Source organism: Hymenobacter fodinae (assembly GCF_004745825.1).
GTDB classification, from domain to species: Bacteria; Bacteroidota; Bacteroidia; order Cytophagales; family Hymenobacteraceae; genus Hymenobacter; species Hymenobacter fodinae.
This window is the reverse complement of record NZ_SRLA01000007.1, coordinates 27,629-46,702: the sequence shown is the minus strand read 5'-3', so window position 1 is coordinate 46,702 and position 19,074 is coordinate 27,629. Positions and strand designations below refer to the sequence as shown.

The window sequence follows — 19,074 nt, the reverse complement described above, 5'->3', positions numbered from 1 at the left end:
GTCGAGGCACTTTTTGCCGCAAGCGCAAGAGTTAGGATACGGTCAGTGGCGTAGGCTTTGGTAGCAGAACCAGCTGCAATACCCTAAACGGAGTGCCCCCTTCCCGTGCCGCATTATCCCCGATTCGTACCGCAGGCTGGGTAGTGGGAGCAGGCACCTTTGTGCCGTCCAACCAACCTTTTTCTGCCATGCAACTGCTTCCATTTTTTGCCGGACTGGCGCTGCTGGGCGCCGGCGGGCCGGCCGCCCCCGCCCAATCGCCCCTGCCGCTGGCTCCCATCACGGCCCCCAAACGCGTGACCCGGGCCAGCACCCTCACCGAGGCGCAGGCCGCGCAGCTGCTGCGCACGGCCCGCCTGTTCTACACTTTCTGGAACACCGGCGACGTGCGCTATGCCCGCGCCGCCGTCAGCCCCGAGTTCAAGGACAACACCCTGCCGCCGGGCCGGCCCCAGGGGCTACCGGGCCTGCAAGCCGCTTCCAAAGGCTTTCTGACGGCTGTTCCCGACCTGAAGTGCACGCTGGAAGACGTGGTGCTGGCCAACGACAAGGTGGTGGCCCGGCTGCTGTTCACGGGCCACCATACGGGGCCGTTTGGGACGCACCCGGCCTCGGGCAAGGCCATCCGCTTCATTGCCATCGACATTCTGCACATCCGCAACGGCAAGATTTACGAGGACTGGCACCTGGAAGACAACCTGACTTTCCAGCAGCAAATCGGGGTGGTAAAGCCATGAAAGCCCCGCACCAAACCCTGCTAAACAGCCTGCTGCTCGGACTGCTGCTCAGCGCCTGCACCGCGAACACGTCGACTTCCGTGGAAACAAACGTGGCGCAGGAGCCGGCCCGCTGCCCGGCCGTGGGTCCGCTCGAAGCCGTGTACCAGGGCCCGACGCCCTGGGTGGGCATTGTGGTCAGCGACGCCGGGCGGGCCTTTGTGCTCTACCCACGCCCGGATGGCGAGGCGGGCCCGCGCATCGCCGAACTGCGTAACGGCCAGCCGGTGCCCTACCCTGACGCGGCCTGGAACGACTGGCAGCCCGGCCGCGCTACGGCCGGCAAGTTTGTGCGGGCCAATTCGCTCCGCATCGGGCCCGACGGGCTGCTGTGGGTGGTGGACACCGGCACAGCCCGGATGGGCGGCCCCGTCCTGCCCGGCGGCCCCAAGCTGGTGGCCATTGACTTGCAAACCAACCAGGTGGTGCGCACCCTGCCCCTGACCGGCGTGCTGAAGCCCACCAGCTTCGTGGACGACCTGCGCCTAACCGGCAACACCATTTTCCTCACCGATGCCGGGGTGCCGGCGCTTATCGTGTTGGACAAGCAAACGGGCCGGGGCCGCCGCGTGCTGGAAAATGATTCCAGCACCACCGCCCGCCGCCCCCTCTACGCGGAAGGCACCGCGCTTACCACCCCCGACGGCCAGCCCGTGCGGGTGCATGCCGATCAGCTCGAAGTGTCGCCCGACGGCCGGCTGCTCTACTTCCAGACCGCCTCCGGCCCGCTCAATCGCATCGAGACGCGCTACCTGCTCGACCCGCAGCTGCCCGCCGCCGAGCTAAGCCGGCACGTGCAGCGGTTCTTCGACACGCCCAGCACGGGGGGCACGGCCATCGATGCCGCGGGCAACCTCTACGTGGCGGACGCCAACCACCAGCGCATCCTTAAAATCACGCCCCAAGCCCAGGCCACTACACTGCTCGAAGACCAGCGCCTGCTCTGGCCCGATGCCCTGTGGATTGACAACCACGGCAACCTCTGGATTCCGGCCGCGCAACTCAACCGCTTCGCCCGCCTGCACGGCGGCGTGGACGCCTTTCAGCCGCCGGTATTCATCTACAAGCTGCCCATCGGCGCCAAGCCATTTCGCAGTTAAAAAGCTGGTTGAAAAGCCAAAGCACTGGACGGAAGCAGCCAGAATGGCCCGTCATCAACACCAGTCGTAGCTCCGCTTTCCGTGCCGCATTATCCCCGATTCATACCGCGCGCCGGGCAGCGCCGCCCCGCACCTTTGTACGGTTCAAATACCTAACCCCTTTCCTATGAACGCCTTCCTGCTCACGGGCACCAACGGCCCCGACAGCCTCAAAACAACCACCTTGTCCACTCCCACCATCGACCCGGCTGAGGTGCTGGTGCAGGTAAAAGCCATTAGCCTGAACCCTGTCGACGTGAAAACCACCTACGGCAAGGGCGTGTACGGCCGCCTCAAAGACGAGCAGCCGCTGATTCCGGGCTGGGATATTTCGGGCGTAGTGACCGAAGTCGGCGCCGACGTGAAACAGTTCAAGCCCGGCGATGAAGTATTTGGTATGGTCAACTTCCCCGGCCACGGCCGCGCCTATGCTGAGTATGTGGCCGCGCCGGCTGCCCACCTGGCCCACAAGCCCGCCACCATTTCGCATGAAGAAGCCGCAGCCGCCACGTTGGCGGCCCTCACCGCCTGGCAGGCCCTGGTGACCAAGGCTAACGTGCAGCCGGGCCAGCGCGTGCTCATCCACGCCGCCGCGGGCGGAGTGGGCCACTTCGCGGTGCAGCTGGCAAAGGAGCTGGGCGCCTACGTCATCGGCACCTCCTCGGCCGCCAAACGTGACTTTGTCCTGTCGCTCGGGGCCGATGAGCACGTGGATTACACCCAGGTGCGGTTTGAAGACGCGGTTCAACCCGTTGATATGGTGCTCGATGCCATTGGTGGCGACAACATGATCCGCTCCCTGGACGTGGTGAAGCCGGGCGGCACGCTCATCAGCATCCCTAGCGGCCTGAGCCCGGACATCACCGAGCGGGCCGCCGCCAAGGGCATCCACGGCTACTTCTTCCTGGTCGGCTCCGATGGCCCCGACATGCAGCAGCTCGCCGAGCGCCTGGCCGATGGTCGCCTGCGGGCGCACGTGTCGCGGGCGCTGCCCTTTGCGGAACTGACCGAGGCGCTACGCTTGGTGGAAAGCGGCAAAACCCAGGGGAAGGTCGTCGTGGTCCTGTAAAACTAACTGGTTAGCAGTTATGAAATCACAGCTTTGGATTACCGCGCTTACGGGCGTCGCCGTGGGCCTGCTCAGCGGCTACACGCTTTGCGGGGCTGCTGCGCGGGCAACGCCGCCGGTGCAGCATTTTGCCTTCGCCAGCCTGCCCATCCGCGCCGTGAATGCCCTTACTACCCGCAGCATGGTATCGGGGCAGGCGGGCACCATTGGCCGCCTGGTGTACCGGAAAGGGGCCGTCATTCCGCGGCACCAGCACCCGAACGAGCAGTACTCACTTATCCTGCAGGGCAGCGTGCGGGTGAGCATCGACGGGCAAACCTACCTCGTGAAGGCCGGCGAAGGCCTCGTTATCCCACCCAACGTGCCGCATCGGTTCGAGGCCCTCGAAGACGGCACCGTCGATGTGGACTTTTTCACCCCGCGTCGTCAGGACTGGATTGACGGCACCGACACCTACTCGGCCGGGCCGGGCAAATAATACCCTACTTCACCATGCGTAACCCATTCATCTACGCCGGGCCGGCCCTGGCCCTGCTGGCCGCCGCCTGCGGCACCGACCACTCCACCGCCCAGCAGCCCGCCGCTGCCGCGCCCACGCTGGAGCCCGTTTTTGCTGATAGCACCTACCAGCTGACGGGCGTAGCCGCCGCGGCTGACGGCCGCGTGTTCGTCAACTACCCTTATTGGCTGGATAAGCACAGCTATTCGCTCCTGGAAATCGGTCCCGATGGCCGAGCTAGGCCTTACCCCGACGCGGCCTGGAACAGCTTCAACAAGGGCGACGACGGCACCAACAAATTCGTGTGCGTGCAGGCCGTGGTGGCCGACGACAACGGTTCCCTCTGGGTGGTAGACCCGGCCGGCATCGGGCTGGGCCAGGTGTACCAGAAAAGCAATAAAGTGGTGCAGATTGACTTGAAAACCAACCAGGTGAAGCGCATCTACCGCTTCCAGGAGGCAGTGGCCGGCGCCGACAGCTACCTCAACGACATCCGGGTGGACAACCAGCATGGCTTTGCCTACCTCACCAGCTCCAGCAAGGGCGGTATCGTGGTGCTCAACCTGGCTACCGGGGCGGCCCGCCTGGTGCTGCAACCACATTATTCCACCCAGTCGGATACGGCCTACCATTTCCGCCCGAACGGCCAAGAGCTGGCTAACGCCCAAGGCCCGGTCAAAATCAATTCCGACGGCATTGCCCTCTCGCCCGACAAGGCTTGGCTGTACTACAAGCCCCTCACCGACAACAAGCTGTACCGGGTAAGCACCGCGGTGCTGCGCGACTTTAGGACTACGGAGCAGCAGGTCGAGCAGCGGGTCGAAGACTTGGGCAAGTTTGTGACCACCGACGGCATGGAGTTCGACGCGGCCGGCAACCTCTACCTGGGCGACTTGGAGAAGTCCAGCATCGTCAGCATCAGCCCCGACAAGCAGGTGACCACGCTGGTCACCGACCCCGCCAAGCTGAGCTGGCCCGACAGCTACAGCGTGAGCCCCGACGGCTACCTGTACATTTCCTGCTCCCAGATTCAGCACATGCCGTGGTTCAATAACGGGCAGAACCAAACCAAGCGGCCTTACCAGGTATTCCGCCTGAAGCTGAAGTAAACTGAGCCTCGACGCTAGGGACGCCAAACCGTATGCATCGGCCTTTCACCAGTATAGAACTAACCACCATGACCATTTGTCGAGTTAAACAACTCCTTGCCGCTGCTGTGCTCGTTGCCGGCACTGGCTACGCGGCTCAGGCCCAGGAATACGTGTCCCCCGCAAAAGGCAAACCTGTGGAAGCCGGCAAGGCGCCAGGTATGAAGGTCAAGCTACTGAGCACCAACGGCCAGACGAAAACCTACGTGTTGGTTTTCGCCAAAAACGACGAAGTCATGTCGGGCCTGACGGATTTTGCCCGCACCTACAACGTCAAAAGCGAGCATTACCAGGCCATTGGCGATGCGCTGTCGGCTAAGATAGGCGTGTATGACTACGGCCGCAAGCAGTTCAAAGTCATTCCGATAACCGAGCCCTGCGAGGTTACGTCCCTGACGGGCGACATTGCCGTGCTCAACGGCCAGCCGGCCCCGCACTCACACCTGAACCTGGCCGCGGCCGACGGCAGCGTGCGCGGCGGCCACCTGCTGGAGCTGGTTATCGGCCCCACCCTGGAGCTGTTTGTGACGGTCGAGCCCACGCCTCTCTACAAGCGGCTCAATGAAGAGTTCGACGCCAATGTGATTGACCCCGCGCTGAATAAGTAGGGGTAGTGCTTTTCCCGAATTGCTGGCCGGGCTGGTGCGCAGCCACGAGGCGAGTACCCCGGAAGCTGCCTAGGTGCACGGATGGTTGCTGACCTGCCCCTGGCCTCGCTGGGCTTAGGGCAGCGGCTTACGCAAGGCAACGTAGTCACGCTGTTGGCGCACGCTGGCCCAGTCAGCCGCCCATAGAGAACGTTGGTTTCAATCCGATGACCCTGTAGTACAGCGGCGCCCGCGTCGCCGCTGTACTACAGGGTCAAACGCGTTGATGTGCTCCAACACCTAAGTCAAGGCACGGGGCACGGCGTTGGTCAGTGCGGCCAGCTTGTGGCAGAAATCGTCGAGGCAAGCAGTTGGCATGGCCGACGGGAAGGCGTATTCCCAATAAGCGGTTTCAGGTATTGGTTGTAGCCGCCGGACTGCGCTACCGGGCGTCGTGGAGCTGCGCGCGTTTCACCGACCAGTCGTAAAGCCTGGCCAGCACTTCTTCCAGCTCCTGGCCGGTTTCGGTGAGGCGGTATTCCACTTTGGGCGGCACCACCGGGTATACCTGGCGCGCAATGATGCCGGCCGCTTCCAGCTTCTTCAGCGTTTGGGTGAGCATCTTGGGCGAGATGCCGTCGATTTGCCGCAGCAAGTCGCTGGTGCGCTTGGCGCCCGGCAGCAGCGCCAGCAGCACCAGCAAGGTCCACTTATCGGCCAGCAGCATCACGGCCTGGTGCAGCAGGCAGGTCTCGTCCATGAGCATCGGCTGGTCGGCCATGGTCATGACCTGGCAGAACAACGACATTTTTTTTTCCGGGCTGCTGGGCTGCGTTTCCATTTTTTACTTTTGGGTGCGTAAAGCACTACAAAGTGCCTTCTTTTCTGGGTAACTGGCCCGCTCTACGTTTGTTCCATCAACCCCACAAACATGGAACAACAACCCCAACTTGCCACACTCCCAGCAGTGCTGCAATGGCCCATCGGCCGGAAGCTGGTGACGGTGCTCAACGACAGCCGCTTTCCGGACGCCGATCCTTACTTCACCCACGTGCCCGAGGGCGGCCTGCAGCCGCAGCTGCAACGCGCCTTTCGGTCGGCACCGGCGGCCCTGACCACCAACGTATTTCTTATTCAGTCCGACGACCACGCCCCGGTGCTGATTGACACGGGTATGGGCGCCAAAATGGCCCCCGCTATCCAGGGCCGCCTGCGCGAGGCCCTAGCCTTTATCGGCGTGCAGCCCGCCGACATCGGCTACATCTTGCTGACCCACCTGCACGGCGACCATTACTACGGCTTGCTGGACGAACACGGGCAGAAAGCCTTTCCCAACGCCCGGGTGTGGGTGTCCGAAACCGAAGCGGCCTACTGGTTCGACAACGCGGACCTGAGCGAGTACGACCAGCAGAACGCCGCCTACGCCCGGCTGGCCCTGCAGCCCTACGAGCCCCTGCGCGCCGCCGGCCCCGAGCTGCTGCCGGGCTTTACCCCGGTGCCCTTGCCGGGCCACACCCCGGGACAGACGGGCTTCCGGCTGCAGTCGGCCGAGGAGGAGCTGCTGTTCTGCGCCGATGTGCTCAACCTACCGGCCGTTCAGGCGGCCTTGCCCCAGGTAGGCTTCGCTACCGACGTCGACCATGCGCTGGCCGTGCAGACGCGCGTCCGCACCCTGCAACAGGCCGCTGACCGCCGCTCGCTGCTGGCCGGTGCCCACTTTGAGTATCCCTGCCTGCACTATGTGGAAAAAGACGGCACTGGGTTCCGCCTCATTCCCCGCCAGTGGCTGTAGTCGGGGCAGTCGTTGCCGAAGATTGCTTTTAGAGCAGGCTGCATAAAACGAAGGCCCCGTTTGCTGTTGACAGACGAGGCCTTCGTTTATCTGAACAATGTACACCTATAACCCCATTATGTTGGCCTATGAGCTGCGCCATACCTCCTTCAAAGTCAATGCCGTCAATCCAGGCCAGACGGCAACGGACTTTACCGGCCATACCGGTCACTCGCCTGCCCATGCCGCCCGCGTAGTGGTCAAATATGTGCTGCTGCCGGCCGACGGCCCTACCGGTCAGTTTGTGAGTGAGGACGGCGCAACGCCTTGGTAAGACTGATAGCCAGGGAAAGGGCAAATGCGACTGGTAAACCAACCTGTTACCCAAGACCGACCTTCGACTGAGCCCGATTAGCGGACGGGTTCCTGATGGGCTGGCGCTTCTATTTTTGTTTGGCTTGCTCGAATTACCTCTAAACATTAACCCATGCGCAAGGGTTATAAAACAATACGTACCTTTGCCTGCCATGGATACGAAGTCCCTCGTCAAATTAGCCAAGTCCCTCAGCGACCCAACCCGGCTCCGCTTGTTGCAGGAAATTGCCAAAGGAGACATCACGGTGTGTGCTGACTTGTTTCAGTACGTGCCCATCAGCCAGCCCTCGATGTCGCAGCACTTGAAAGCCCTCTCCGAGGCGGGTTTGATCGAGTCACACAAGGAAGGCCGGAATATGTGCATGTCCATCAATGCGGAAAAGCTGCAGGAACTGGAAGACTTCCTGCAACTGCTTAAACCGGTTAGTGTTAGAGGGTAATACTTCGGCCCGTTGGCGGTAGCGCCAACGGCTTTTTTCTTTTTTAAAACATTGCCTGTTGCTTATGTATTTATGATTCATACCTTTGTCCACGCTCACTTAAAAGAGTCCTCGCCGCCAGCGACGCACTTGCTGGGCTTTTTTTTGCCTTTTTACATAATCCCTTGCTTATCAGATTATGTATTAACAGCGCTTACCAGCTTCCAACGCACACCCCACTTCGCCCGATAGCCCCGGCTGGGCCGCTTGTACCTCATGAAACTATCTTCTCTTTTGGCCGGCAGCTTGCTGCTGGCGGGCTGCGCTGAGCAGCAGGCCCCGCAACAGGCATCCGCCCCCCCAGCCCTGCCGGTAGAGGCGGTGCACACCGGCACCGAAACCACCTACCAGGAGTACCCGGCCTCAATTGAGGGCGTCGTCAACGTGGAGATTCGGCTGCAAGTGGCGGGGGTGCTGGAGCGCATTCTGGTAGATGAGGGCGCGGCCGTGCGCAAAGGCCAGCCGCTGTTCAAACTCAACGACGCGCCGTTCCGCGAGCAGCTGAACAACGCCCTGGCGGCCCAGCAGGCGGCGGCCGGGTCCGTGGTCAGTGCCCAGGTGGAGGTCGACCGGTTTGCCCCGCTGGTGCAGAATAAGGTCGTGTCGGTAGTGCAGCTGCAAACGGCGCAGGCGGCCCTGACCGTGGCCAAGGCCTGCTTTACCCCCGCAAAAGGCTTATCGATGGTTTGAATAACAAACCGTTCCCACTGCCCTTTTATAGCGCTTACATCCAGCTTTTTATTGGCCACGAGTTCATTGATGAGCTTGTTGTGGCCGACCGTGCCAACGATGATGACCGTGGCTGGCAGGGCGCTGCTGGCGGCCAGTACCTGTGGCTTTTTTCCGGATACCTTCTCAATATCCTCCGCCAGAAAGTTGGCCGCTTTAGCTACTAGGATATTTTCCGTGGCATCGTAAAAAACAGCGGCCGAGCCGGTTTTTCCGGTTATTGGAAACTGTTTGTTTTCTGTCCCTTCATACGTGACAACGACCTGGGCAAATCCAAAGAATGGCCACAATAGGAACGTTACAAACAGGGGAATTCGCTGATTTTTTTTCATGCAGTTAAAGATTTGAGGTAGTCTAGCCAAGCCGGACAGAGTTGGGACGTGGTTTGAAGGTGGATTTCGAAGTGGTTGGGAGCAAGATAGCCGAGCTAAGAATGCCGCCGTTCGGCGTTGTAGTAGGCGATGTGGTGGCTGATTTCGAGTTTGGCTTCGGCCAGGTCGGGAAACCTGCCGCCGTCGAGGAGTTCGGCCTTGAAGCGGCTCTAACAGGATTCGGCGTGGGCATTGTCGTAGCAGTTGCCCCGCCGGCTCATGCTTTGCCGCGCCCCGCAGCGGGCGAGCAGTTGCTTAAAGCGGGTGGCCATGTACTGGTGCCCTGGTCGGAATGCACGATGAGCCCCGCCCGGGGCTGGCGCACGGCCAAAGCGCGGCGCAGGGCCTCGCTCACGAGGTCTTCAGGCCTGGCGCTGGGCGATGTAGCGGTAAGTGCTTATCGGGTCGGCTAGCCGAGCCTGCGCTTCAAGCAGGCGCTGACCAAGGCTTTTTTTAAAATGGCGAGCTCCTGCTCCGCCCGCTTCAGACGGGCGCGCAGCTGGCGTACCTCCGGGTCACAGGCCACTTCTTCGCTGCCTACCTCGGCCACGAGTTGCGCCTGCTGCCAGCGGTAGAGCAGCTTGGGGCTGATGCCTGATTGCCGGGCCGCCTGCGTGCTGCGGCTCTCGCTGGCCAGGCGCAGGGCCTCGGCCTTGAATGCCTCGTCGTACTCGCGCCGTTTGTCGGGCGACGCTCCATTCTTTTTTGCGGTCATGACAGAAGAAATATACGTCCTTCTTCTATCCGCCTTGTCTAGACCACCTCACAACCCAACGGACTGCGCAGCCTGCGAAAGCCTATGGAAACGGCTTAGCGTAATTTTATTCCCCCGCTGCTAAGAAAAGGCCTGATTTCAAAGGGTTCCTCGGGCTCAGGTTCAAGGCATTGGCTGTACTACTTATTACCTGCCGCTGACCGCCCTATGCGGCTTTGGCATCGGGGGCTACACGGCTGGTATCTGCCCTTGGATGCAGTTGCCGAATGCGGACTGCTCCCCAGTTTTGGAAATAGCACGTACCATTTATTTTGGCCACTCATGCTGCTGACGATTACCAATGGCAAAATCAGCGAGCAGCAGACCCACATTGACTGGTCTGATCCTACGGGTATCCAGACCGATCCAGGAGGAGTCTGTCAGGCACGATCCATTTCGCAGGCCCCTCCAGTTTTGTTCAGGCAGGAAACTACAGGGAGGCCAGTTGCCCCATAGATAATAGCTTGGGACTCGCAGTCGGTGTTTCTGTTTCCGGCTTAGTCTGCCCCCACATGAGCTACTTTCCCTACCGCGCATTTGCGTTCCTGGTCTGTCACCTGACATTTGGGCTTCTGACAGCGCTGGCTCAGGCCCACCTGCCCACCCATAAACAGGTGCAGTACCTCTCAGGGCGCGATAATAGAACTAGTGTGCAATGGGACTTCTGGTGCACGGGCGGGCGGCAGAGCGGCTACTGGACCAAGATTGCGGTGCCCTCCTGCTGGGAGCAGCAGGGCTTTGGCAGCTACAATTACGGCCGCGACTATAAAACCTACGGGAAGAATTTTCGCTTTGCCGATGAGCAGGGCCGCTATCAGCATGTCTTTCAAGTGCCCGCCAGCTGGAAAGACCGGCAGGTATTTGTCGTCTTTGAAGGCTCTATGACCGATACCGAGGTTAAAATTAACGGACAAGCGGCCGGCCCACTGCACCAGGGAGGCTTTTACCGCTTCAAGTACGATATTACCGATAAAATCAAGGCGGGGGCAAACAACCTGCTGGAAGTGACGGTCAGCAAGATGTCGGCCGACAAGTCGGTGAACAATGCTGAGCGGCTTGCTGACTACTGGATTTTCGGCGGGATTTTCCGGCCGGTATACCTAGAGGCGTATCCTAAGCAGTTTGTCCGCCACCTGGCCATCGATGCGAAGGCTAATGGCTCGTTTGCCATGAATGTGTTCGTGCGGGGCTTGCGGCAAGCCACTCAGGTGCAGGCTGATATTGTGGACGCTACCGGTCAGGTGGTGGGCACCGCCCGCGGCACGGCTACCCCGACCGACACGCTGGTTCAGCTTCGGACTACGGTAGCCAAGCCCCGGCAGTGGACTTCGGAAACGCCAACCCTGTACCGGGCCCGCGTGACACTACGAGCAGCGGAGCATACCCTCTACCAGACGCAAGAGAAGTTTGGCTTCCGTACCATCGAAATCCGACGCGGCCAGGGCATCTACGTAAATGGTACGCAGGTAAAAATGAAGGGCATAAACCGGCACAGCTGGTGGCCCGAAACTGGCCGCACCCTCAACGACTCCATTCAGCTACTAGATGTAAAGCTGCTGAAGGAGATGAACCTGAATGCGGTGCGCATGTCGCACTACCCACCTGACGCTAAGTTCCTGGACCTGTGTGATTCGCTAGGCCTGTATGTGCTTGATGAATTGGCAGGTTGGCAGAAAGCCTACAGCACTGAAGCCGGCGCCCCACTAGTGCGGGAAATGGTAGAAAAGGACGTAAACCACCCCAGCATCATCTTCTGGAGCAATGGCAACGAGGGTGGCACCAACAAGGAGCTCGACGATGATTTTGCCCGTTACGACCTCTCCAACCGGCCCGTCATCCATGCTCACCACCGTCCCGGCAACCAGCACAATGGCATCGACTGCAACCACTACGAAAACTACTACAGCACCCAGAAGATCCTCGCCGACTCGCTCATTTATATGCCCACCGAGTTTCTGCACTGCCAGGACGACGGGGGCGGCGCCGTAGGCCTCGCCGATTTCTGGGAGCTGCACTGGCAGGCGCCGCGCTCGGGTGGGGGCTTTCTGTGGGCCCTGGTAGACGAAGGCATTGTCCGCACTGACCAGCGCAACATCATCGACGTGAACGGCGTGAATGCCCCCGATGGCGTCGTGGGTCCGCACCGCGAGAAGGAAGGCAGCTTCCACGCCATCCGGGAGATTTTCTCGCCGGTGAAGATTGGTATGCTGGAACTGCCGGCCAAGTTCAACGGTACCGTAGACGTCGAAAACCGCTACCATTTCACGAATCTGGGCCAGTGCTTTTTTCAGTGGGAGCTGGTTAACTTTCGCAAGCCCACTGACGGCTTTACGGGCGCCGTAGTACAACAGAAAAGTCGACTCACAAGTCCGAACGTGGCGCCCCTGGCTACTGGCAAACTCAAGCTCAACTTGCCTAAGAACTGGCGCAGCTACGATGCCCTGGTACTTTCGGCCTTCGACCCGCAGAAGCAGCTCATCTACAAGTGGACCTGGAAAACCGGCGCGTCGGCGCAGCTGGTCCGTGGCCTAGTAACGGCCACGGACCAGCAGGCCGTGGAAACCACCGAAACCGACTCTACCCTTACTTTAACTGCCAGCGGCATTGCCGTAACGTTCAATAAGACCAATGGCCACCTCACGCAGGTGAGGGGCAACAACGGCGACAAGCTTTCCTTTGCCAACGGCCCCGTGCTGGTAAGCGGCGCCGCACAGTTCCTAGGCCTCTCCCACCGCCGTGAAGGCCAGCAGGAAGTGGTAGAAGCCCGCTACAGCGGCGACCTAAGCACGGTGCGCTGGACCATGAACAGCAGCGGCTGGCTGCGCCTGGACTATGCCTACACGCTGCAAGGCAATTATCGCTTCACCGGCGTCAGCTTCACCTACCCCGAGAACTACGTCATCGGGGCGAAGTGGCTGGGAAAGGGGCCGTACCGGGTCTGGAAAAACCGGCTGCAGGGCGTAGGCCTCAACGTGTGGGAAAACGCCTACAACAACACCCAAACCGGCGCCGCCCCCTGGCTCTACCCCGAGTTCAAGGGCTACTTCGCGGATATTGCCTGGCTGGAGATGAACACCGTGGAAGGCAAGTTCCTGGTAGCGTCTCCCGACCCCGGCCTGTACGTGCGCCTGTTCGATTTCTACGGTTTATCGGGCGTGAAGCCCCACCCGGCGCTACCGCTGGGCAACCTGTCCTTCCTGGATGCCATTCCGCCCCTGGGTACCAAGCTGGCCCTTAACATCGATGCCAACACCGAGAACCTGGGCCCCTCCGGCGAACTGAACCATGTATCAGGCCCGACTAAGCGCACCTTGTACTTCTATTTTGGTCTTCTCAAGTCCACCAGTACTCCCCAGCCGTACACGGCCCCCACAAAAGATGAGCTGTTTTAGGCTCTCGCCCGCCAGCTTGACATGATTCTCCGGGCTTCCGCTGCCAGAGGCCTTACCGTTGTACTAACCCAATGGCCCGCGCTGCTTAGCGCGGGACATTGGGTTTTGCAGCAGCTAAGCTGGCGGCATAAGAGCCCGCACCCCCTATCCGGTCCAGGCTCTTAATCCCCTCCCGAGAGCAGCCTTCACTACGGTTTCCCTCGGCTAACGAGACTTCGCCATTTCCATTTCCACGCTGGCCATGATAAAGGGGCCTACGCCCTTAAAGTCGTTTTTCTTGAGGGGCTCCGAGAGGTAATACTCGTAGCTGCCGTCGCGGTAGGGCGTGCCGCCCAGGCCCCCCACGCTCACGGTTCCGTTGAGGGCCAGGGTGCCGTCGGGCTCGGGCTGCACAAACTGCTTTACAATGCCCCGGTACCCTTTCTGGGCCACGGCAGCGTACTTTCTATCGAGGTAGCCCAGGCGCACGCCTTTCTGCAGGGCGTACACAAACATACAGGAAGCCGAGGTTTCAATGTAGTTGCCGGCCCGGCCCGCCTGGTCCGACACCTGCCACCAGCCCCCGGTGGTGGGGTCCTGGTACTTGGCCAGCACGGGCGCCAGGCGCTGCAAGTACTTCACCAGGCTCCGGCGCTGGGGATGGTCCTTGGGGAAGTAATCGAGCACATCGACCAGGGCCATGGCGTACCAGCCCATGCCGCGCCCCCAGAAGTTCGGCGACTGACCCGTGGTTCTATTGGCCCACTGCTGCTCCCGGCTTTCGTCGTAGCCGTGGTACAGCAGGCCCGTCTTAGGGTCGACGAGGTGCTTTTCTACCTGCGCAAACTGTAGCGCCACGTGGTCGAAGCCGGCGGGCTGGTTGAGTAGCTGGCTGTACTCGGCGGAAAAGGGCTCGGCCATGTACAGGCCATCGAGCCACATTTGGTGGGTGTAGCGCTTCTTGTGCCAGTAGCCCCCTTCCTTGGTAGTGGGCTGCCCTGCCAGCTGCTTGTGCAAGAGCTGCGCCGCCGTGCGGTAACGCTGCTGGTCAAGGCCCGGCTGCTGGCTCAGAGTGAGCAGCACGCGGCCCGTATTGATGTTGTCAAGGTTGTAGTCTTCGAGCTTAAAGCGTGCAATGCTGCTGCCGTCGGCGGGTAAGGAGTAGTTGATGGTGCGCACGATGTAGTCGAGGTACTTCCTTTCGCCGGTACGCTGCCACACCCGCTCCACGGCTTTCAGCATGAGTCCCTGCTCGTAGCCCCAGCGCGCCGCCTTGTTCTGCTCCAGACCTAACGAATCCGGAAACCACTTAATAAACGAGTCGGCCATCTGTTGGGAAAGCGGCTTACCCGCCTTAGGCTTGGGCTGCGCCGAAACCTGGTAGGCCACTAGCAAGAGGCCGCAAAGAAGTAAACGGAAACGATGAAGCATGGCAGGGTCTTTCATTAGGATACAGCCACCCTCCTCAGATGATTCTGCGCATCAAGCGGAGTGAGGTAGGGTGTGGCTGAAGTGGCCTAGAACGGTACAACAGAACGTGTTATGCTGAGCAGGGGCTTCTTTGGTGCTGATGTTACTTCTCACCTGCACGTCATCCTGACGCAGGAAGGATCTTATTATGCGTGAACGGATGGTCTAACGCCTTGTGCTGACGTGAAAAGATCCTTCCTTCGTCAGGATGACGTGCTTCTAGGTTAGTTTACCATCGCACCATCAGCACGCGAGATGTCTCGACTCCGCTCGACATGACGGGCCTGGGATTTGGCTACCGTCTGGAAACGGTAGCAGCCTTTTTCTTTACGCCCTGGCCTAGCTCCAGGGCTTGTTTGGCTTTCGACGGATCTGTGTTGAGCAGGCGCACGTCTTTGGCTTTCTCGGCGCCGGAAACGCGCAGCAACACGGCAGCTTGCTCGGGATAACGGATGCCGTCGAGGGTGATGTTTTGGCTGTTGTGTACTTCCATCACCGGGTCGGTGCTGGTGGGCAGCAGGGTCACATTTTTCAGGCGGATGTTGTCAGCTTCAATGCACACCAGGCCTTTGTCGCTTTGCAGGGTGGCATTTTCCAGGCTGATGTCCTTGATGGCCATTTCGGGCAGGCCGCGTACCAGCATGGCGGTGCGGGCACCGTTGCAGGTCACGTTACGCATTTGAATTTTGCGGAACTGCGGGGTAGTCTCATCCACGGGCCTGGCTGGCGACACAGGCCGCTCCTTTGAGCCGGCCACCTGGGGCGTGGGGTCCTTGATCATGTAATACATGTCGAAGAGGATGGCCTCGCCGGGAATGTCCTTCATGTCGATGTTTTCCAGAAAGATATCTTCCACTACCCCGCCCCGCCCGCGGGTGGTTTTGAAGCGGATGCCAATGTCGGTGCCGATGAACGTGAGGTTGGAAGCATAGATGTTGCGCGCCCCACCCGACATTTCCGAGCCAATGACAAAGCCGCCGTGGCCGCGGTACACCGTGCAGTTGCGGATGATGAAGTTCTCAGTCGGCATGGCGCGCTTGCGCCCTTGCTCGTTGCGGCCCGACTTAATGCAGATGGCATCATCACCAGCGCTAAAGGTGCAGTTTTCTACCACTCCATTTTTGCAGGATTCCAGATCCAAGGCATCGGTATTAGGCGTGTACGGGCCGTTGAGCACGTTTACGTTGCGGATGATGATGTCCTGGCTCATCATGGGATGCACCGTCCAAGCCGGGGAATTTTGGAACGTAACGCTTTCCAGCAGAAGGCGCTTACACCCATCGAGCACCAAGAAGTCGGGACGCAAGTAGTCTTTGATGTCAGTGAAGTCCTCGATGCGCTGCTTTTCTTCGTTCAGCACGCCCGCTTCCTTTACGGTAGTGCCTTTCAGCGACTGCGCCGTGGGGTACCAGCGGTCCTGCTTTTCGTTGAGCACGCCACCCGACGCTACCAGCTGCTTCCACTCGCCCTCCAGGCTACGGCCTTTCTGCACCATGTGCCAGGCCTCGCCGGCCCCATCCAGGATGCCGTGGCCGGTAATAGCCACATTTTCCAGGTTCTTACCATAAATCAGGGGCTGATTGCGCACGGCCTCCAGGCCTTCCCAATTGGTCTTGATCAACTTGAAGTCAGAGCGCTGATTAGTGAATTGCACCAGGGCGCCGGTGGCCACGTGCAGGTTCACATTGGAGCGCATTTCCAGCGGGCCGGTGCGCCAGTGTCCCCGCGGAATCAGCACTACCCCACCGCCCTTCTGCGAGCACGCGTCAATGGCCTGCTGAATGACGGCCGTGTTCATCGTTACTCCATCGGCCTGCGCCCCCAGCTTCGCTATGGAGGTAGTATCGGCCTTAAAGGAAGTGGTTTTTACTGCGGGCAGATTGGGCTTAAAAGCGGTTTGAGCTGACGCGGCAAGTGACAACGCCAACAGGCCTAGGGAGCAAAGGGTCTTTATCATATGGGAAGAGAAGACAGTATTTGGGGAAGTCTGCAGGGGCAGCTTGCATATCTGAACTGATACCTCCCCTTGCTAAAGGGGGATGTTGGGGAATGATTGAAGTGGCCTAGAACGCTTGACTTTTACACGTCATCCTGAGCGTAGCGCAGGATCTTATTAGGAATTGCACGACTGGCCTAGAACGGTTCGTTCAACAAAGATTAGATCCTTCCTTCGTCAGGATGACGTGCTTCTGTAGTTGCACCATCAGCACGCGAGATGTCTCGGCAAGCTCGACATGACGGGCAGGTGGTGTCGTTCTGGTGTAATCGTGCTAGGCTAGTCAACCACCTCCTCCTTTTCAGGGAGGGAAGTTATCTTCTAGTGGCCTAGGGCATTTTTTCCAGGCCTTCCCACTTTACATTCCAGTTCTTGGGGATGCCGGGGGTAGCGTTCTGGCTGCCTTCATAGCCGGCGCACATTAGGGCTACTGCCGCCAGCAGGCCCCCGTTGCCGGGCAGGTAGAGGCGCAGGCGGTCGTCCTGGAAGTTGTGGCCGTTGGGCAGGTAGGTATTAGTGTGAACTTTCATCAGGAGGGCATCCACGGCTTTCTCGGGCAGGCCGAGGCGGGTGGCGGTCATGGAGGTCATCGGGAAGTCCCAGCCCCAGGTTTTGTCCCAAGTCCAGTCGGTCCACACTAAATCAAAGGTGCGGCGCATGGTAGGCAGGTCCTGCTGGCCGGTTACGGGCATCATGCCCAGTGCACCCAGCACCGAGGGGTGGTCAGTTTTAAACTCGGGGTTGGTGTAGGAGTCGGAGGCGCTTTCGGTGGCGAGGTAGACGCCATTAGCCTGGGGCAGTTTGGAAAGCTTTTTCAGGACCTCATCCCACTTGGGGTTGCGGGCTAGGCCAGCCCGCTTGCGCCACTCCTGAGCTACGTTGAGGGCCCAGTTCCAGTACACCAGCTCGTAGGTGGGATTGAAAGTTTCTTCGGCCTTGAAGCGTTCCTGGGCCGGAATCAGGCCTTTGCCGAGAATGTAGCGGTCCTTTTCTTTCTCGTAAAAGGGGTACGCCGCCATAAAGTCGGCAGTGGCAAATACCAGGTCCTGGTACTTCTTCTGGGTGGCGGCGTTTTCCCGGTCGCGGTACACCAGGTCAGCCATGTAAATGAAGTGGGGCTGCTGCCAGATCAGGAAGGCCCCGACCGACGACGGCGCTTCCTTGCCTTGGTTGTCGGTCATCTTCTGCCAGCGGATGCCTTCGTAGCCCTGGCGCTGGGCAATGGCCTTGGCGCCGGCCACAATTTCGGGGCGCAAATACCAATCGAGGCTCTTTTCCATCAAATCAACCCGGCCCCACAGGGCGTGATGGATGGAGTGCCACCAGTGCATTTCGAGGTGGGGCTTGCCAAACCAGCTATTGTAAGTCAGGCCGGTTTCCTGGGGCGGAAACTGCCCGGTGCTCTGGGCCTTAATCAGGTACTGCGACAACACAACCCGGCGCTCGAGCTCCTTGGCCCTGGGGTCGGGGGTAGCGCCGAAGTCAATGGCTCCGCCACTGTTCCAATAGGCTTTCCAGGCCTTCTGGCTGTTTTCACGGGAGGCGGCAAACGACGGTACCGTGCCCTGAGCCTGGGCCGAAAACCGGCAGCTTAGCTCAAAAGAATCTTTCTTTTTGTCAGGAGTTAGCACGAACTCGTGCTTGCGGCCGGCGGCTAGCTTCGCGTCGCCATCCCAGCCCAGAGCTACCAGGTACTTGTCACTATCGAGTTGGTGGGTGATGACGGCCGCTTTGCCTTTCTGCTCGGTGATGGTGGAGGTGTGCTTGCCGTCGTTGGCCGCATCGTAGTTTACACCTACATCGTCCCACTGCGCCGTAGGGTACGGGAAGCGGAGCGCTACCTGAATGCGCTGCTGGCGCACCAGAGGGGATTTCACCTGCACGGCTACTTCATCTTGCTGCTGGTGGCCAACCGTGAGTACATCCACCGGCACGCCTTCCAGGGTAAAGTGGCTGCTGATTTCGCCGGTCCAAGGATTCAGTTCCTGCCGGATGTTGCGTAGGTCTTTAATGGTGGCCTTCGAGCCATCTTTCTTGAGCAGCACAAAGCCCAGGTTGCCTAGTTGCAAGCGGTGCGGGTTGGCGCGCAAAAAATCCTGCGCCTGTTTGGCCCGCTCCGGCGTTTTCACCTGCACCGTGTAAGGGACCTTGCGGCCATTCAGCAGATATTCCCGTTGCGACTCTTCCACTTTATAGCCCTCCTGGTTCGGGAAGCTGTGCCACCCCCATTCCGACTGCGTACCCAGCGGCACGCCCTTCTGGTAATACTCCGGAAACGACTGTAGGCCAGTCACGTCGGTGGTAAACGCGAAGGCCCCGTTACCCACCGTCAGAGACGCCAGAGAATCGGTAGTCGTGTTCACCACTTTATGGCGCTCCACTACTGCCTGACGGTTAATGGGTGCGGTTTGAGCCGCAACGGGCGCTGCGCTGGCAAGTAGTAGAAAGCTGGAAAGAACGCGGAAAGAGAGCATAGGAAAGGAATTAGCTGGCGCCGATGGCAAGGCAGAAGCGCCAGCAGCGGGAGTTCAGGAAGTGGC

At 60.1% G+C, this 19,074-nt stretch carries 17 protein-coding genes and 1 pseudogene; 12 read left to right on the top strand and 6 right to left on the bottom strand.

Annotated elements, in window-relative coordinates; all coding sequences use genetic code 11:
* Window positions 1-188 precede the first annotated feature (188 nt).
* The 6 genes from EU556_RS24080 to EU556_RS24055 all read left to right on the top strand — a co-directional run bounded on the left by EU556_RS24080 (window position 189) and on the right by EU556_RS24055 (window position 5,239).
* A complete protein-coding gene (locus tag EU556_RS24080) occupies window positions 189-737 on the top strand; it encodes an ester cyclase (RefSeq protein WP_135436810.1) in 549 nt (182 codons plus the stop codon).
* Complete coding sequence (locus tag EU556_RS24075) at window positions 734-1,876, top strand: L-dopachrome tautomerase-related protein (RefSeq protein ID WP_135436809.1); 1,143 nt, start codon at window positions 734-736, stop codon at window positions 1,874-1,876. Before EU556_RS24080 ends, EU556_RS24075 begins: the two co-directional genes overlap by 4 nt.
* A 166-nt stretch (window positions 1,877-2,042) precedes the next feature.
* Entirely contained in the window at window positions 2,043-2,984 is a 942-nt protein-coding gene (locus EU556_RS24070; RefSeq protein WP_135436808.1) for an NADP-dependent oxidoreductase, read from the top strand.
* Between the two features lie 19 nt (window positions 2,985-3,003).
* A complete protein-coding gene (locus EU556_RS24065; RefSeq protein WP_135436807.1) occupies window positions 3,004-3,462 on the top strand; it encodes a cupin domain-containing protein in 459 nt (152 codons plus the stop codon).
* Between the two features lie 14 nt (window positions 3,463-3,476).
* A complete protein-coding gene (locus EU556_RS24060; protein WP_135436806.1) occupies window positions 3,477-4,592 on the top strand; it encodes an SMP-30/gluconolactonase/LRE family protein in 1,116 nt (371 codons plus the stop codon).
* A 68-nt stretch (window positions 4,593-4,660) separates the two neighbouring features.
* Window positions 4,661-5,239, top strand: a complete 579-nt coding sequence (locus EU556_RS24055; RefSeq protein ID WP_167855706.1) for a PPC domain-containing DNA-binding protein — start codon at window positions 4,661-4,663, stop codon at window positions 5,237-5,239.
* Between the two features lie 421 nt (window positions 5,240-5,660).
* Here the strand turns inward: EU556_RS24055 and EU556_RS24050 are convergent, their stop codons facing one another.
* A complete protein-coding gene (locus EU556_RS24050; protein ID WP_210116367.1) occupies window positions 5,661-6,059 on the bottom strand; it encodes a winged helix-turn-helix transcriptional regulator in 399 nt (132 codons plus the stop codon).
* Window positions 6,060-6,149: 90 nt separating this feature from the next.
* On the opposite strand from EU556_RS24050, the gene EU556_RS24045 reads away from it, so the two are divergent.
* The 5 genes from EU556_RS24045 (at window position 6,150) to EU556_RS24025 (ending at window position 8,739) form a co-directional block, all read left to right on the top strand.
* Entirely contained in the window at window positions 6,150-7,010 is an 861-nt protein-coding gene (locus EU556_RS24045; protein WP_135436804.1) for an MBL fold metallo-hydrolase, read from the top strand.
* Window positions 7,011-7,107: 97 nt separating this feature from the next.
* The gene (locus EU556_RS24040) at window positions 7,108-7,323 is read left to right on the top strand and encodes a Rossmann-fold NAD(P)-binding domain-containing protein (protein ID WP_135436803.1); all 216 of its coding nucleotides are present in this window, start codon (window positions 7,108-7,110) and stop codon (window positions 7,321-7,323) included.
* 193 nt (window positions 7,324-7,516) lie between these two features.
* The gene (locus tag EU556_RS24035; protein ID WP_135436802.1) at window positions 7,517-7,804 is read left to right on the top strand and encodes an ArsR/SmtB family transcription factor; all 288 of its coding nucleotides are present in this window, start codon (window positions 7,517-7,519) and stop codon (window positions 7,802-7,804) included.
* A gap of 255 nt (window positions 7,805-8,059) precedes the next feature.
* Window positions 8,060-8,533, top strand: coding sequence for an efflux RND transporter periplasmic adaptor subunit (locus EU556_RS24030; RefSeq protein WP_135436801.1), 474 nt, complete (start codon window positions 8,060-8,062; stop codon window positions 8,531-8,533).
* Window positions 8,530-8,739: a hypothetical protein gene (locus EU556_RS24025; RefSeq protein WP_135436800.1), complete on the top strand. Its 210-nt coding sequence runs from the start codon at window positions 8,530-8,532 to the stop codon at window positions 8,737-8,739. Before EU556_RS24030 ends, EU556_RS24025 begins: the two co-directional genes overlap by 4 nt.
* A 380-nt stretch (window positions 8,740-9,119) precedes the next feature.
* Here EU556_RS24025 and EU556_RS26875 read toward each other — a convergent pair.
* A pseudogene (locus EU556_RS26875) lies at window positions 9,120-9,304 on the bottom strand (DDE-type integrase/transposase/recombinase); the annotation flags it as partial.
* 48 nt (window positions 9,305-9,352) lie between these two features.
* Window positions 9,353-9,658 carry a transposase gene (locus EU556_RS24015; protein ID WP_135436799.1) on the bottom strand — a complete coding sequence of 102 codons (306 nt, stop codon included), beginning with the start codon at window positions 9,656-9,658 and terminating at the stop codon, window positions 9,353-9,355.
* A 551-nt stretch (window positions 9,659-10,209) separates the two neighbouring features.
* Between EU556_RS24015 and EU556_RS24010 the strand changes: the two genes are divergently transcribed.
* The gene (locus tag EU556_RS24010; RefSeq protein ID WP_135436798.1) at window positions 10,210-13,089 is read left to right on the top strand and encodes a glycoside hydrolase family 2 protein; all 2,880 of its coding nucleotides are present in this window, start codon (window positions 10,210-10,212) and stop codon (window positions 13,087-13,089) included.
* Window positions 13,090-13,293: 204 nt separating this feature from the next.
* On the opposite strand, the gene EU556_RS24005 is transcribed toward EU556_RS24010, so the two are convergent.
* The 3 genes from EU556_RS24005 to EU556_RS23995 all read right to left on the bottom strand — a co-directional run bounded on the left by EU556_RS24005 (window position 13,294) and on the right by EU556_RS23995 (window position 19,008).
* On the bottom strand, window positions 13,294-14,514 hold the full coding sequence (locus tag EU556_RS24005) for a glycoside hydrolase family 88/105 protein (RefSeq protein WP_245327882.1): 1,221 nt from the start codon (window positions 14,512-14,514) through the stop codon (window positions 13,294-13,296).
* A 319-nt stretch (window positions 14,515-14,833) separates the two neighbouring features.
* On the bottom strand, window positions 14,834-16,495 hold the full coding sequence (locus EU556_RS24000) for a glycoside hydrolase family 28 protein (RefSeq protein ID WP_135436797.1): 1,662 nt from the start codon (window positions 16,493-16,495) through the stop codon (window positions 14,834-14,836).
* Window positions 16,496-16,863: 368 nt separating this feature from the next.
* Window positions 16,864-19,008, bottom strand: a complete 2,145-nt coding sequence (locus EU556_RS23995) for a hypothetical protein (protein ID WP_135436796.1) — start codon at window positions 19,006-19,008, stop codon at window positions 16,864-16,866.
* Between the last annotated feature and the right edge of the window lie 66 nt (window positions 19,009-19,074).

Coding starts and splice junctions, on each gene's coding strand:
- EU556_RS24080 (WP_135436810.1), top strand. CDS start 189: ATGCAACTGCTTCCATTTTTTGCCGGACTGGCGCTGCTGGGCGCCGGC.
- EU556_RS24075 (WP_135436809.1), top strand. CDS start 734: ATGAAAGCCCCGCACCAAACCCTGCTAAACAGCCTGCTGCTCGGACTG.
- EU556_RS24070 (WP_135436808.1), top strand. CDS start 2,043: ATGAACGCCTTCCTGCTCACGGGCACCAACGGCCCCGACAGCCTCAAA.
- EU556_RS24065 (WP_135436807.1), top strand. CDS start 3,004: ATGAAATCACAGCTTTGGATTACCGCGCTTACGGGCGTCGCCGTGGGC.
- EU556_RS24060 (WP_135436806.1), top strand. CDS start 3,477: ATGCGTAACCCATTCATCTACGCCGGGCCGGCCCTGGCCCTGCTGGCC.
- EU556_RS24055 (WP_167855706.1), top strand. CDS start 4,661: ATGACCATTTGTCGAGTTAAACAACTCCTTGCCGCTGCTGTGCTCGTT.
- EU556_RS24050 (WP_210116367.1), bottom strand. CDS start 6,059: ATGGAAACGCAGCCCAGCAGCCCGGAAAAAAAAATGTCGTTGTTCTGC.
- EU556_RS24045 (WP_135436804.1), top strand. CDS start 6,150: ATGGAACAACAACCCCAACTTGCCACACTCCCAGCAGTGCTGCAATGG.
- EU556_RS24040 (WP_135436803.1), top strand. CDS start 7,108: ATGTACACCTATAACCCCATTATGTTGGCCTATGAGCTGCGCCATACC.
- EU556_RS24035 (WP_135436802.1), top strand. CDS start 7,517: ATGGATACGAAGTCCCTCGTCAAATTAGCCAAGTCCCTCAGCGACCCA.
- EU556_RS24030 (WP_135436801.1), top strand. CDS start 8,060: ATGAAACTATCTTCTCTTTTGGCCGGCAGCTTGCTGCTGGCGGGCTGC.
- EU556_RS24015 (WP_135436799.1), bottom strand. CDS start 9,658: ATGACCGCAAAAAAGAATGGAGCGTCGCCCGACAAACGGCGCGAGTAC.
- EU556_RS24010 (WP_135436798.1), top strand. CDS start 10,210: ATGAGCTACTTTCCCTACCGCGCATTTGCGTTCCTGGTCTGTCACCTG.
- EU556_RS24005 (WP_245327882.1), bottom strand. CDS start 14,514: ATGAAAGACCCTGCCATGCTTCATCGTTTCCGTTTACTTCTTTGCGGC.
- EU556_RS24000 (WP_135436797.1), bottom strand. CDS start 16,495: ATGATAAAGACCCTTTGCTCCCTAGGCCTGTTGGCGTTGTCACTTGCC.
- EU556_RS23995 (WP_135436796.1), bottom strand. CDS start 19,008: ATGCTCTCTTTCCGCGTTCTTTCCAGCTTTCTACTACTTGCCAGCGCA.